Genomic DNA, 12574 nt, shown 5'->3' with positions numbered 1-12574 from the left:
ATACCGACGCGCAGCAGGTTTGACCAGGCATCCTCAGTAATTCATGGTTTCACCACGGAAGCAGCGGATGGCCGAATCGACCATGCCCTCGGCGCTGCCTTGCACATTGCGCTGCTTGCGCAGGTATTGCGCATCGCTCCACTGCTTGGCCACGTCCGACAGGTGTTTCAGGGCCGGAGCGCTGCCCAGCGCCTCGGCGTGCGGTTCCATCTTGCGCAGGGTGGTCATGATGTCTTCGCGCAGCGACATCGTCTCGTAGGTTTTCGGATGCGTGATGGCGCCGTCGAGGCCGAAGCGGCAAGCCTGGAAGCGGTTGTAGTTATACACGAGGTAATCGTCTTCCACCGGCGGCGCTTCGCGGCGTTCGAGCAGGTAGCGGCATAGCGCCTGCAGGTAGGCGGCCAGCGCGGCGGCCCGCTCCACTGTCAGCGGCGTGTCGCATACGCGCAGTTCGATGGTGCCGAACTCCGGCTTGGGGCGGATATCCCAGTAAAAATCCTTCATGCTCTTGATGATTCCCGTGTTCTCCATCTTGGCGAAATATTCGTTGGAGAACTGGTCCCAGCTCAGCGTAAAAGGCGCGCGCCCGCTCATGGGAAACGCGAACACGGAGTTCAGGCGGGCCGAATCGAACAGGGTGTCGCGTCCCTGCACGTAGGGGGAGGAAGCCGACAGCGCGATGAAGTGGGGGATGTAGCGGTTCAGCGAATGCAGCAGGAACATGGCGTCATCGCCCGAGGCGCAGCCGATGTGCACATGCTGGCCGAAGATGGTGAACTGCTTGGCCAGGTAGCCGTACAATTCCGAAATCTCCTGGAAGCGGGGCTTGGAAAAGATCTTTTGCGACGACCATTGCTGGAACGGGTGCGTGCCGCCGCCCGCGATGCCGATATTGAGCTTGTCGCCGGCCGTGATCAAGGTATCGCGGATTTCCTGCAACTGCTCCAGCAGGGGGCCGTGATGCGTGTGCACGCTCGAGTTGATCTCGATCATGCTCTCGGTGATTTCCGGCGTGACGTTGCCGGGGAACGGTTTTTTGTTCAGCAGATGCAGCAGATCGGGGCTGGCGGCCGTCAAGTCATAGTCCGACAGGTTCACCAGTTGCAGTTCGAGTTCGACGCCGAAGGTCAGCGCGGCCGATTGGCCAAAGGGTTCCAGTGGCATTTAGCGCTCCTTGATTTCGTGGGTTTCTTTTGCCAGCATCAGCACGCGCTGCACCAGCACGGGGCCGACCAGTTCCAGGCCCAGGGTGACAGCGGCCAGGGCGTTCAATTCGTCGCCGAAGTTCACGCCGTGCTGGCGCGCGTGTTCCAGCAGCAGGATGATGAAGACGGAGACGGGCGTCAGCGCCACGCCCGTCAGCACGCCCTTGCGCCAGGAAATGCCGCTCACATGCGAGAACGCGGCCACACCGACGACTTTGGTCAGCAGGCGCCCGCCGACGACGGCCAGTGCCAGGCCCGCGCCGGCCGTCACGCTGGCCCATTCCAGGGTCGAGGCGGCATACACGAACAGCAGCACCGTCAACAGCTCGCCCAGCGCGCCGAAATTGCGCTGCGCCTGGCTGAAGGCGACGCGGCGGTGGCGCGCCACCAGGCCGAACGTCAGGGTGGCCAGCAATGGCGACAGGCTGGTGGTGTAGGTGAGGGCGACGAGCAGCATCACCGACAGCGCGAACGCGACGGTGGCATCTTGCGCCATATTGCCCAGGCGGCGCAGCATGGCCGGCACGACGATGCCAAAGACGGTGCCCGCGGCCACCGAGGCGGCCAGCACGGCGGCGCTGCTGCTGCTCGCTTCGATCAGGTCGGTGGAGCTCTGGAACATCCAGAAGCCGACGATGATGTTGAACGTGAAGACGGCCAGCACGCAATTGAGGGCGGTGAGGTGGACGATGCGTTCCGTGACCTGGCCCGAGCTGCGTTCTTCGTTGATGACGCGCATGATGGTGGCTGGCGAGGTGGACATGGCCAGGGATGCCAGCAACAGTGCCGTCATCGAGGTGCTGCCGAATTCGATGCCGATGAAGTACACGACGGCAAAGGTCAGCAAGGACTCGACCAGTCCCGTGACGGCGATCCACGGGTTGTTCTTCAGCCAGCGCAGGTTGATGCGGTAACCTACCTCGAACAGGATCAGGCCGAAGGCCACGTCGGCCAGCACCAGCATGGGGCCGGCGTCCGTCTGCGGCAGGATGCCCACCTGCGTCTGCGCGAGGACGAAACCGATCACGCCGTAAAAACTGATGCGCGGCAGGCCCGTCCAGCGGTGGCCGAATTCGCCCACCACCCAGGCCAGGGTAATGGCGAACGGCCAGGATAGGTCGGCGGCGATCGAGATCAGACTTTGCATGCTCATTCCTTTGAAAATGGCGCTGGCACCGGCCGGCAGCACGGGGGCTGGCGCGGTAATGTCTTGGTGCAGCGATGGTGCATGGTTTACGCAGAGCGATGCGCCGATTCTACCGGAGCAGAAGGCGCGCACGATGTGCGCAATCGAACAGTATCGCGGCCATGGCGGCCGCGCACAGGATGCAGCAGGTTGGGCAGGGCTGGTATCAGCGTATGGTACCCGCCCGCAGGGGAGAGGTTCCGCACGGTAGTGCCGTGTCGCAGTGTACGACATGGCGGCCCCCCGCCGCCATGGACTTTTTGTTGCGTGCTTTTATTTACTGAGCAGACGCATGCCCCGTTCCAGCCCGTCGATCGACAGGGGGAACATGCGGTTGTTCATCAGTTGCCGCATCACGCCAATCGACTGGCGGTACTGCCACAATCCCTCCGACTCGGGATTGAGCCAGATGAATTTCGGGAACGCCTGGGTAAAGCGTGCCAGCCACGTCGATCCCGCTTCTTCGTTGTTGTATTCGACCGAACCGCCAGGCTGCAGGATTTCATAGGGGCTCATGGTGGCGTCGCCGACAAAAATCAGCTTGGTATCGGGTGGATACTTGCGTAGCACGTCCCAGGTGGGGAAGCGCTCGGCGTTGCGACGCCGGTTGTTCTTCCACAGGGTGTCGTAGACGCAGTTATGGAAGTAAAAGAACTCCATGTTCTTGAATTCCGTCTTCGCCGCCGAAAACAGTTCCTCGGTGCGCTCGATATGGTCGTCCATGCTGCCGCCCACATCAAACAGCATCAGTACCTTGATGCGGTTCTTGCGCTCGGGCCGCATCCGGATGTCGAGATAGCCCGCGTTGTTGGCCGTGGCGGCGATGGTGGCGTCCAGGGCCAGTTCATCTTCCGCACCTTCGCGCGCGAATTTGCGCAGGCGACGCAGTGCCACCTTGATGTTGCGCGTGCCCAGTTCGCGCTCGCCGTCGTAATCCTTGTAGCTGCGCGTTTCCCACACTTTCACCGCCGTGCGGTTGCCGCCCTTGCCGCCGATGCGGATGCCTTCCGGATTCGTGCCGCCATTGCCGAACGGCGACGTGCCGCCCGTGCCGATCCACTTGCTGCCGCCTTCGTGGCGCTCCTTCTGCTCCTTCAGCAGCTCGTTCAGGCGGTCCATCAGCTTGTCGTAGCCGAATTTCTCCAGCTGCGCCTTCTGCTCGTCGGACAGCTCGCGCTGCATGCGCTTGAGCAGCCAGTCGAGGGGAATCGCCGCGTTCGTGTCAAAGGCCGCGTTGACGCCCTTGAAGTACTGGGCAAACGCGCGGTCGAATTTGTCGAAATGGGCTTCATCCTTGACCAGGGTCAGGCGCGCCAGATAGTAAAAATCGTCCATCGAGGCGTCGATGACGTTTTTTTGCAGCGCCTCAAGAAGCGTCAGGAATTCCTTGATCGAGACGGGAATCTTCGCATCCTTGAGCATGAAGAAGAAATCGATCAGCATGGCGCCGGCTCTCCCGTGCGGGGCAGTGCGGCGATGGGGCGCTGCGCCAGCTTGTAGCGCAAATGGGCGGCGATCTCGGGCCACTCGCCGCGCGTGATGCTGTACATGACGGTGTCGCGCACGGTGCCGTCGCGGCGCAGCGCATGGTGGCGCAGCACGCCATCCTTTTTTGCGCCCAGGCGTTCGATGGCCGCCTGCGAGGCATGGTTGAAATTATCGGTGCGAAAACCCACCAGCGCGCAGCCGAGTGTCTCGAAGGCGTGCGCCAGCAGCAGCAATTTGCAGGTGGTGTTGACGTGGCTGCGCTGGCAGCGCTTCGCATACCAGGTGTAGCCGATTTCCAGGCGCCCTATACTTGGCACCACGTCGTGGTAGCTGGTGGTGCCGAGCACCTCGCCGCTGGCCACGTCGATGACGGCAAAGGCGAAGCGCGAAGGGCGCATCTCGATGCCTTTGAAAATGTACCGGTCCACCTGGTCCGGTTCGGGCACGGAGGTGACGCGCAGATTCCACAGCTCGCCATCCGTGGCGGCCGCGCGCAGGCCAGCCGCGTGGTGCGGCGCCAGCGTTTCGAGGCGGATGCCGTGCAGTTCCAGGGGAGCGAAGACTTTATCCGGGGTGATGTCGTTCACCGGCGCTCCTTAGCGGTTGGTGCGCGACATGAACATCAGGCGCTCGAACAGGTGCACGTCCTGCTCGTTTTTCAGCAGCGCGCCGTGCAGGGGCGGCACGACAGCCTTGTTGTCCTTGCTGCGCAGTGCTTCGACGGGAATGTCTTCGGCCAGCAGGAGCTTGAGCCAGTCGAGGAATTCCGACGTCGATGGTTTTTTCTTCAGGCCTGGCACGTCGCGCACTTCGTAGAAGGTTTGCAGCGCCTGGGCCAGCAATTCTTGTTTCAGGTGGGGATAGTGGACGGCGACGATCTGCTCCATCGTGTCTTTGTCCGGGAATTTGATGTAATGGAAGAAGCAGCGGCGCAAGAAGGCGTCCGGCAATTCCTTCTCGTTGTTCGAGGTGATGATGACCAGCGGGCGGTGGCGCGCCGTGACCATTTCGCGCGTCTCGTAGACATAGAATTCCATGCGATCCAGTTCGCGCAGCAGGTCGTTCGGGAATTCGATGTCGGCCTTGTCGATTTCATCGATCAAGAGCACCACCGGCTCGGGCGCCGTGAATGCCTGCCACAGCACGCCCTTGACGATGTAGTTCTGGATGTCGCGCACGCGCTCGTCGCCCAGCTGGGAATCGCGCAGGCGCGACACGGCGTCGTATTCGTACAGGCCCTGCTGCGCCTTGGTAGTCGATTTGATATGCCATTGCATCAGCGGCATGTTCAGCGCGGCCGCCACTTCTTCTGCCAGCATGGTCTTTCCCGTACCCGGTTCGCCCTTGATCAGCAGCGGGCGCTGCAGGGTCAGCGCCGCGTTCACGGCCAGTTTCAGGTCGGCGGTGGCAACATAGCTGTCGGAACCTTCGAAGCGTTGGCCTTGCTGGGTGTGCTGTGCTTGCATGAGCGGTCTGCCAAAGTAGGGAAATGCAGAGTATAAACAGAACTGTGGCCCACCGCCACGCGGATGGCCTGTGCCTGCCTGCCTACAATGCGGGTTTTATAGGTGGACTTGCAAGAATATCTTGGCTAGAATCGGCAAGCAGCAGATAAATTGTCAACCTTAATTGTCAATACATAAGATCAATAAAAACCAGCTCTGGCGTTTCTCCGATTACCTTTGTTCACTTTGCCACTATGAAAAAAATATTTGCACTTCTCGTGCTTGCCGGCATAGCAAATGCCGTCACAGCGGCTGACATTGTAGGAAACGCCAAGGCAGCCCCTGCCAAGGTGGAAATGTGTATCGGTTGCCACGGCATCCCCGGTTACAAGGCGACCTTCCCCGAAGTGTTCCAGGTGCCGATGATCGGCGGCCAGCCGGCAAAATATATCGAGAATGCGCTGCAAGCCTACAAGAAGGGCGACCGCAAGCACCCGAGCATGAAGGGCATCGCCAGCAGCCTGTCGGACCAGGATATCGCCGACGTCGCCGCGTATTATGCGCAACAAGCCAAGCCGAACTGAGGACCAGCCAGATGATGAAAACACTACTCGCCGCCCTCGTTTGCGCCACCGTCTCGTTCGGCGCCAGCGCCGCCGGCAACATCAACACGGGCAAGGCCCTGGCTGAAAAATACAGCTGCGCCACCTGCCACGGCAAGGATTACGGCTCGCCCATCGACCCGTCTTACCCAAAACTGGCGGGCCAGCACAAGGATTACCTGGAACACGCCTTGACGGCGTATAAACGGGGGGACAAGGCGAATGGCCGCAATAACGCCATCATGACGGGTCAGGTGAAACCACTGAGCAACCAGGACATCAAGGACCTGGCCGCCTATCTGCACAGCCTGCCGACCACCCTGGTCATTCACCGCTGATCGCTCTTGATCCCTATCCCGAAGCCAGGCAGGAAGCAGCAAACATTTGCTCGGTATGCAGCGTGATGCCGCTGCGGCGCAGCCAAGCGAGCGACTCGGCATGCGGATACAGGTAGCAGGAGACGAGCGCCGTGCATAGCCAGATGAAGGCCATGGCGAGACGCATGGCCCAGTACAGCCGGTTCAGGTTCGCTGCTGTCATGGCGCGGGCTTGGCCACCTTTAGCCAGTACACCAGCATGAGCGCGGCAAATGCCAACACGCCGAGCCAGAACCAGCGGCGCGCACAGCTACACAGTACAAGCTAGGCAGCGGCGTGCCCGTGTCGTCGGCCTGGCGGGCAAGGCTTCGCATGCGGATCTGCAGCCACACCACGGGCAGCCAGCAGGTGCCGGTCAGCGCATACAGCAGTATCGAGGCGAGGACCCAGCCGGACAATATCGGATAGCCAGCGATCCTTCAGTTGATGATTTCCTTGGTAATATGATACTGCCTGATCAGCGGCGGCGCACGCAATCGATATACGCGTCCGTGTCGGGCGGCAAGCCCGAGCGCTGCGAAGCCCAGATCATCTGGCCCAGGCATTCCATCACTTCATGTTGGGCCGCATGGGCCGAATCGAGGCGCTGGGTCAGTTGCTGCACGGCCGGGCGGATGCCGCGCGGCTGGTCCACCTGCACCTGCTCTGTGATCGACAGATGCATGGACAGGTGCAGGAAAGGATTGGCTTGTCCGCCTTCGACGGAATAGTCGCGTGCCAGCGCCGCTTCGACATCGGAGAGCTCGTTTTCATACTCGGGGTGTTCCAGAATCCAGTCGAGCGCGATGGCTTCCATCGGCGTAAGGATTTCATGGGCGCGGTGCTTGCGCAATGTTTCACAAAAGAAACGGCGCACGTCGTCGGAAGAGGGGTTGAACATGGCTGACTGACTATGGCTAAAGGGCAGCCGGCATTGTACCGCGTACGTCAATTCAGGGCATCGGGGATGCCCTTTTTGCCGTCTGGTGCCCGCTTGCATGATCCGATAGTCACCATCATTTAAACCCCTGCAGTAAGTATTATCCACTACCGCCGTGGCCCGGCGGCGTCAAATAACGGTGATAAAATCGCCGCTCTTGATATTTGCACTGGACACGATGGCGATTTTGTTGCTACTCCGTGCTTCCATTGCCCGCACCTTTGCCACCAGATATTGCTCCTGGTTTATCCCGGAGCGCGGCAGCATGCCTATCACCATCGACATCGAGCTGTCCGGCCGCCCTGGCGTTCCGGTTGGCCAACTGTTTTCATTTCATACAGCGATGGTGGCGCCACGGTGGCGCGCAAGAATCATTCTTCAGTATCCAAAAATGGAGTTACGAATGCGTAAATCGCTATTACTTTTGATGTCGTGCCTGATCCTGGCGGCATGTAACAAGACCCCTCCGGCTTCCTCCGAAAAACCGGTCGACGTGCTGCTGATCGGCGCCGGCACCATGAGCGCCACCCTGGGCAGCATGCTCAAGGAACTCGATCCCTCGCTGACGATGGAAATGGTCGAGCGCCTCGATTCCGTGGCCGCCGAAAGCTCGGACGCGATGAACAACGCGGGCACGGGCCATTCTGCCTTTGCCGAGCTGAATTACACGCCGGAAGCGGCCGATGGCAGCATCGAGACGAAAAAAGCCGTTGCCATCAACGAGCAATTCGAAATTTCCAAGCAATTCTGGGCCTATCAGGTAGCCAACAAGCACCTGGGTGCGCCACAAACCTTCATCAACAATGTGCCGCACATGGCCTTCGTCTGGGGCGATGACAATATTGCCTTTTTGAAGAAGCGCTATGCCGCGCTGCAAAAGGAAAACCTGTTCAAGGGCATGCTGTACTCGGAAGACCAGGCGCAGATCGAGCAATGGGCGCCGCTGGTCATGCAAGGCCGCGACAAGGGCCAGAAAGTGGCCGCGACGCGCATGGAAATCGGTACCGATGTCAATTTCGGCAACCTCACGCGCGGTCTGGTGAAATACCTGACGGACAGCCATGGCATGGTCCTGCACCTGCGTCACCAGGTGGAAGACATCCAGCGCGGCGCCGATGGCGTGTGGAACGTGACGGTGAAAGACCTGGCCGCTGGCAAGGAAAAGACTGTGCGCGCCAAGTTCGTCTTCATCGGCGCGGGTGGCGGTTCGCTGCCGCTGCTGGAAAAATCGGGCATTCCTGAAGCCAAGGGCTACGGCGGCGTGCCGGTGGGCGGCCAATGGCTGGTCACCACCAATCCGGAACTGGTGGCGGCGCATGCGGCCAAGGTCTACGGCAAGGCGTCCGTCGGTTCGCCGCCGATGTCCGTGCCGCATCTCGATACGCGCATCATCGATGGCAAGAAAGCCCTGCTGTTTGGCCCGTTTGCCACCTTCTCGACCAAGTTCCTGAAAAACGGTTCCTGGATCGACTTGCCAGCCTCGATCGGCACGGGCAATGTAAAACCCATGCTGCAAGCCGGCTACGACAATATTCCGCTGACGAAATACCTGGTCGAGCAAGTCATGAACACGCCGGAAGATCGCCTGAAAACGCTGCGCGAATACCTGCCGAACGCCAAGATGGAAGACTGGACCTTGCAAAACGCTGGCCAGCGCGTGCAGATCGTCAAGGATGACCCTGTCAAAGGCGGTTTGCTGCAGTTCGGCACGGAAGTCGTTGGCGCTGCCGATGGCAGCATCGTTGCCCTGCTGGGCGCCTCGCCCGGTGCCTCGACCGCGCCGCCGATCATGATCAAGGTGCTGCAAACGGCTTTCAAGAGCCGCCTGGCGACGCCGGAATGGCAAGCGAAGATGGTGGAAATGGTGCCCTCGTATGGCCAAAAGCTGAACAATGATCCTGCCCTGGCGAACAAGATCCGCCACTACAGCAGCAATATTCTGGGCTTGAAAGCGATGACGCTGGACGTTCCCGCCGCTGCGCCAGCACCGGCAGCAAACTAAGTCAGCCTGACCGGCCGGGAAGTTTCTTGCCGACATGAAAAAAAGGGGCAGCCTGGTCAGGCTGCCCCTTTTGCGTGGGAGAGTGCGTTCATTGCGGCGGACTATCCCTTGCCCGGCAAGATCAGCTCCGGCGTACATCCTTCGGCGGCAATGCCGTCGCAAGGCTGGGCCAGCGCCGCGCCATCCTGTGCGCGTGGCGCATGGGGTTGGCGCAGGTAGCGCGAGGTGTGGCGGTGCGCTTGCTGTGCGTTGCCATGCACGGGCCAGGTCAGGAAGCGGGACAGCTCCTGCAAGGCGCGCTGGTACACATCGCGTTTAAATTCAATCACGACATCGAGCGGGACCCAATATTCATGCCAGCGCCAGGCGTCGAACTCGGGATGGTCGGTCAGGCGCAGATTGACGTCGTTATCGCGCGCGCACATTCTCAGCAGAAACCAAATCTGCTTCTGGCCACGGTAATGGCCGCGAATCTCGCGCTTGATGAAGTGGTCTGGCACTTCATAGCGCAGCCAGTCGCGGGTGCGGCCGACAATTTTGACGTGTTCCTGTCTGAGTCCGATTTCCTCTTCAAGTTCGCGAAACATGGCTTGTTCCGGTGTTTCGCCATATTTGATACCGCCTTGCGGAAACTGCCATGAGTGCTCGCGCACCCGCTTGCCCCACCACACCTCGTTCTGGGCGTTTAGCAGGATGATGCCGACGTTGGGCCGGAACCCTTCACGGTCGAGCATAATGCACCTCAAACTTTCTGCGACAGAGCGTCCTTTTTTACATAATTACCCACAACTTCGCAAGCCGGTGACCTTTTCGGGGTGCGAAAAGCGCCGGAATCGCACCAATTGAGCGCATTTGTGTAAAGTATGGACGCATCAGCCAGCTAATCCTTTAAAATTAGGTTGATTATAACCCTCTCTTTTTAAAAAGAATTCACCGTTATGCGCGCCTCCCGTTTTTTTATTTCCACACTTAAAGATGCACCTTCTGACGCGGAAATCGTCAGCCACCAATTGATGATGCGTGCAGGCATGATCAAACGCCTCGGTTCCGGCATCTATACCTACATGCCGATGGGCTTGCGCGTGATCCGCAAGGTGGAAGCCATCATCCGTGACGAGATGAACAAAGCCGCCGCTATCGAACTGCTGATGCCGCTCGTGCAGCCGGCCGAACTGTGGCAAGAGACGGGCCGCTGGACCAAGATGGGCGACGAACTGATGCGCGTGAAAGACCGCCACGGCCGCGAATACGCGATCCAGCCGACATCGGAAGAAGTCATCACCGACGTCGTGCGCACGGAAATCAAGTCTTACCGCCAGTTGCCGCTGAATTTTTATCATATCCAGACCAAGTTCCGCGACGAGCGCCGTCCCCGTTTCGGCCTGATGCGCGGCCGCGAATTCACCATGAAGGACGCCTACTCGTTCGACCGCGACCTGGCCGGCATGCAAGCGTCGTACAAGGTCATGTTTGACGCCTACACGCGCATCTTCACGCGCTTCGGCCTGAAATTCCGCGCCGTGGCAGCCGACAACGGCGCCATCGGCGGTTCCGGTTCGCACGAATTCCACGTCATCGCCCACACGGGCGAAGACGCGCTCGTGTACTGCCCGACGTCCGATTACGCCGCCAACATGGAAGCGGCCGAAGCGCTGCCGCCAGCGGGCGAGCGCCCAGCTGCTGCCCAGGCGCTGACGAAAACGGCCACGCCGGACACCGTCAAGTGCGAAACCGTAGCCGCCTTGCTGGGTATAGCTTTGTCGCACACCGTGAAAACCGTCGCCCTGACGGTGGAAACCACGGGCAAGGATGAGAAAGTCACGAAACAGCATTTCATGCTGCTGCTGCGCGGCGACCATGAATTGAATGAGATCAAGGTGGGCAAGGTTGCCGGCCTGGCCGGACATCGTTTCTCGACGGAAGCGGAAATCCTGGAAGTCTACGGCACCATCCCTGGCTACCTGGGTCCGATCGGCACGAAAGCACCCGTCACCGTGGTGGCGGACCGTACGGTCGCCCACATGAGCGACTTCGTCTGCGGCGCGAATGATGCCGGTTTCCACTATACGGGCGCCAACTGGGGCCGCGACGTAGCCGAGCCAGCCATCGTGGCCGACTTGCGCAATGTTGTCGCCGGTGACGCCTCGCCGGACGGCCAGGGCGCACTCGCCATCGAGCGCGGCATCGAAGTGGGCCACGTGTTCCAGCTGGGTACGGCGTACTCGGAAAGCATGAAAGCCACCTTCCTCGACGAGAATGGCAAGCCTGCGCCGCTGCAGATGGGTTGCTACGGCATCGGCGTGACGCGCATCCTGGGCGCCGCCATCGAACAGAACTTCGATGACAAGGGCATCATCTGGCCGGCGTCGATCGCGCCGTTTGAAGTCGTGCTGTGCCCGATGGGCATGGACCGCAGCGAACTGGTCAAGGAAGAGACGGAGAAGCTGTACGCGGCCCTGCAAGGCGCTGGCGTCGATGTCATCGTCGATGACCGCGGCCTGCGTCCTGGCGCCATGTTTGCCGACTGGGAACTGATCGGCGTGCCACACCGCATCGTCATCGGTGAGCGCGGCCTGAAAGAAGGCAAGCTGGAATACCAGGGCCGCCGCGACGCGGAAGCCACCGGCGTGGCGCCGGACGAGATCGTCGCCTTCATCCAGGGCAAAATGGCGCAGTGAAGCGCTTATCGGTAAGTCAAACGGCTGGCGCGCTCGCGCTGGCCGCCTGCCTGGCCTGCGCTTCCTTCGCGCAGGCCGGCAACCAGAAGGAGGAGGCGCTGGCCGACTCCGTCCGACTGGCCCTGTCGCACGCGATCCGCGATGAACGCCCGCCGCAACCCAAATTTGCCACCCCTGCCGAGCTGCAGCGCTACCAGCAATGGCTGGCGCAGATGTCGCAACGCCTGCAGCGCAAGCTGCCGGACGCGCAGCTGCGCACGGAATTCCTGGAAACCGTCTGGTATGAAGCACGCCGCGCGGGCCTGGAGCCGGCCCTGGTACTGGGCTTGATCCAGGTGGAGTCGGCCTATCGAAAATATGCCGTCTCGCTGGCCGGCGCACGCGGCTACATGCAGGTGATGCCGTTCTGGACGGGCGTCATCGGCGACAGCGACCGCAGCAAACTGTTCCACATGCAAACGAATCTGCGCTATGGCTGCGCGATTTTGCGCATGTACCTGGACATGGAGCGAGGTGACTTGTACCTGGCGCTGGGGCGGTATAACGGCAGCCGGGGGCGGGCAGAGTATCCGAATGCGGTAAGGGCGGCGTGGAGGCAGTGGGAATTCAGATGAAGGCTGGGGTCAGACCCCCGGCAGCGTTGGCGCAAAGCTCTGTGTTAACGGTGTTGAG

The 12574-nt window shown here is 60.7% G+C and carries 15 protein-coding genes; 5 read left to right on the top strand and 10 right to left on the bottom strand.

Features of this window, described 5'->3' with window-relative positions; genetic code table 11:
• Window positions 1-33 precede the first annotated feature (33 nt).
• From ACQ4WN_RS01770 to ACQ4WN_RS01750, 5 genes are all read right to left on the bottom strand, one after another.
• A complete protein-coding gene (locus ACQ4WN_RS01770) occupies window positions 34-1164 on the bottom strand; it encodes a YbdK family carboxylate-amine ligase (RefSeq protein ID WP_436549987.1) in 1131 nt (376 codons plus the stop codon).
• A complete protein-coding gene (locus ACQ4WN_RS01765) occupies window positions 1165-2352 on the bottom strand; it encodes a cation:proton antiporter (RefSeq protein ID WP_426072010.1) in 1188 nt (395 codons plus the stop codon).
• Window positions 2353-2664: 312 nt separating this feature from the next.
• Window positions 2665-3834 carry a vWA domain-containing protein gene (locus ACQ4WN_RS01760; protein WP_436549986.1) on the bottom strand — a complete coding sequence of 390 codons (1170 nt, stop codon included), beginning with the start codon at window positions 3832-3834 and terminating at the stop codon, window positions 2665-2667.
• Entirely contained in the window at window positions 3828-4466 is a 639-nt protein-coding gene (locus ACQ4WN_RS01755) for a GNAT family N-acetyltransferase (RefSeq protein ID WP_436549985.1), read from the bottom strand. The genes ACQ4WN_RS01760 and ACQ4WN_RS01755 overlap by 7 nt, the downstream gene beginning before the upstream one ends.
• A gap of 9 nt (window positions 4467-4475) precedes the next feature.
• Window positions 4476-5345 carry an AAA family ATPase gene (locus ACQ4WN_RS01750; protein ID WP_099376505.1) on the bottom strand — a complete coding sequence of 290 codons (870 nt, stop codon included), beginning with the start codon at window positions 5343-5345 and terminating at the stop codon, window positions 4476-4478.
• A 233-nt stretch (window positions 5346-5578) separates the two neighbouring features.
• Here ACQ4WN_RS01750 and ACQ4WN_RS01745 point away from each other — a divergent pair, with 233 nt between their 5' ends.
• Both ACQ4WN_RS01745 and ACQ4WN_RS01740 read left to right on the top strand, forming a co-directional pair.
• The gene (locus ACQ4WN_RS01745; protein ID WP_046684254.1) at window positions 5579-5908 is read left to right on the top strand and encodes a c-type cytochrome; all 330 of its coding nucleotides are present in this window, start codon (window positions 5579-5581) and stop codon (window positions 5906-5908) included.
• Between the two features lie 14 nt (window positions 5909-5922).
• The gene (locus ACQ4WN_RS01740; protein ID WP_071075485.1) at window positions 5923-6264 is read left to right on the top strand and encodes a c-type cytochrome; all 342 of its coding nucleotides are present in this window, start codon (window positions 5923-5925) and stop codon (window positions 6262-6264) included.
• Window positions 6265-6277: 13 nt separating this feature from the next.
• Here the strand turns inward: ACQ4WN_RS01740 and ACQ4WN_RS01735 are convergent, their stop codons facing one another.
• From ACQ4WN_RS01735 to ACQ4WN_RS01720, 4 genes are all read right to left on the bottom strand, one after another.
• Window positions 6278-6466 (bottom strand): hypothetical protein, encoded by a 189-nt coding sequence (locus ACQ4WN_RS01735; protein WP_436549984.1) that lies wholly within the window; start codon window positions 6464-6466, stop codon window positions 6278-6280.
• Window positions 6467-6485: 19 nt separating this feature from the next.
• Window positions 6486-6719, bottom strand: coding sequence for a DUF2269 family protein (locus tag ACQ4WN_RS01730; RefSeq protein ID WP_436550092.1), 234 nt, complete (start codon window positions 6717-6719; stop codon window positions 6486-6488).
• Window positions 6720-6760: 41 nt separating this feature from the next.
• Window positions 6761-7183, bottom strand: a complete 423-nt coding sequence (locus ACQ4WN_RS01725; RefSeq protein ID WP_034780276.1) for a DUF1841 family protein — start codon at window positions 7181-7183, stop codon at window positions 6761-6763.
• A 168-nt stretch (window positions 7184-7351) separates the two neighbouring features.
• On the bottom strand, window positions 7352-7507 hold the full coding sequence (locus ACQ4WN_RS01720) for a hypothetical protein (RefSeq protein WP_436549983.1): 156 nt from the start codon (window positions 7505-7507) through the stop codon (window positions 7352-7354).
• 118 nt (window positions 7508-7625) lie between these two features.
• Here ACQ4WN_RS01720 and mqo point away from each other — a divergent pair, with 118 nt between their 5' ends.
• On the top strand, window positions 7626-9224 hold the full coding sequence (gene mqo / locus ACQ4WN_RS01715) for a malate dehydrogenase (quinone) (protein WP_436549982.1): 1599 nt from the start codon (window positions 7626-7628) through the stop codon (window positions 9222-9224).
• A gap of 101 nt (window positions 9225-9325) precedes the next feature.
• On the opposite strand, the gene ACQ4WN_RS01710 is transcribed toward mqo, so the two are convergent.
• On the bottom strand, window positions 9326-9958 hold the full coding sequence (locus tag ACQ4WN_RS01710) for an RNA pyrophosphohydrolase (RefSeq protein WP_426072022.1): 633 nt from the start codon (window positions 9956-9958) through the stop codon (window positions 9326-9328).
• Between the two features lie 204 nt (window positions 9959-10162).
• Here ACQ4WN_RS01710 and ACQ4WN_RS01705 point away from each other — a divergent pair, with 204 nt between their 5' ends.
• Together ACQ4WN_RS01705 and ACQ4WN_RS01700 are read left to right on the top strand one after the other, a co-directional pair.
• Window positions 10163-11902: a proline--tRNA ligase gene (locus ACQ4WN_RS01705; protein WP_436549981.1), complete on the top strand. Its 1740-nt coding sequence runs from the start codon at window positions 10163-10165 to the stop codon at window positions 11900-11902.
• Complete coding sequence (locus tag ACQ4WN_RS01700; RefSeq protein WP_436549980.1) at window positions 11899-12516, top strand: lytic transglycosylase domain-containing protein; 618 nt, start codon at window positions 11899-11901, stop codon at window positions 12514-12516. Before ACQ4WN_RS01705 ends, ACQ4WN_RS01700 begins: the two co-directional genes overlap by 4 nt.
• Window positions 12517-12574: the final 58 nt, after the last annotated feature.

This window comes from Janthinobacterium pasteuri (assembly GCF_051380775.1).
GTDB lineage: Bacteria > Pseudomonadota > Gammaproteobacteria > Burkholderiales > Burkholderiaceae_D > Janthinobacterium.
Note: the sequence above shows the minus strand (reverse complement) of the source record. Positions and strands in the feature narration are given on the sequence as shown.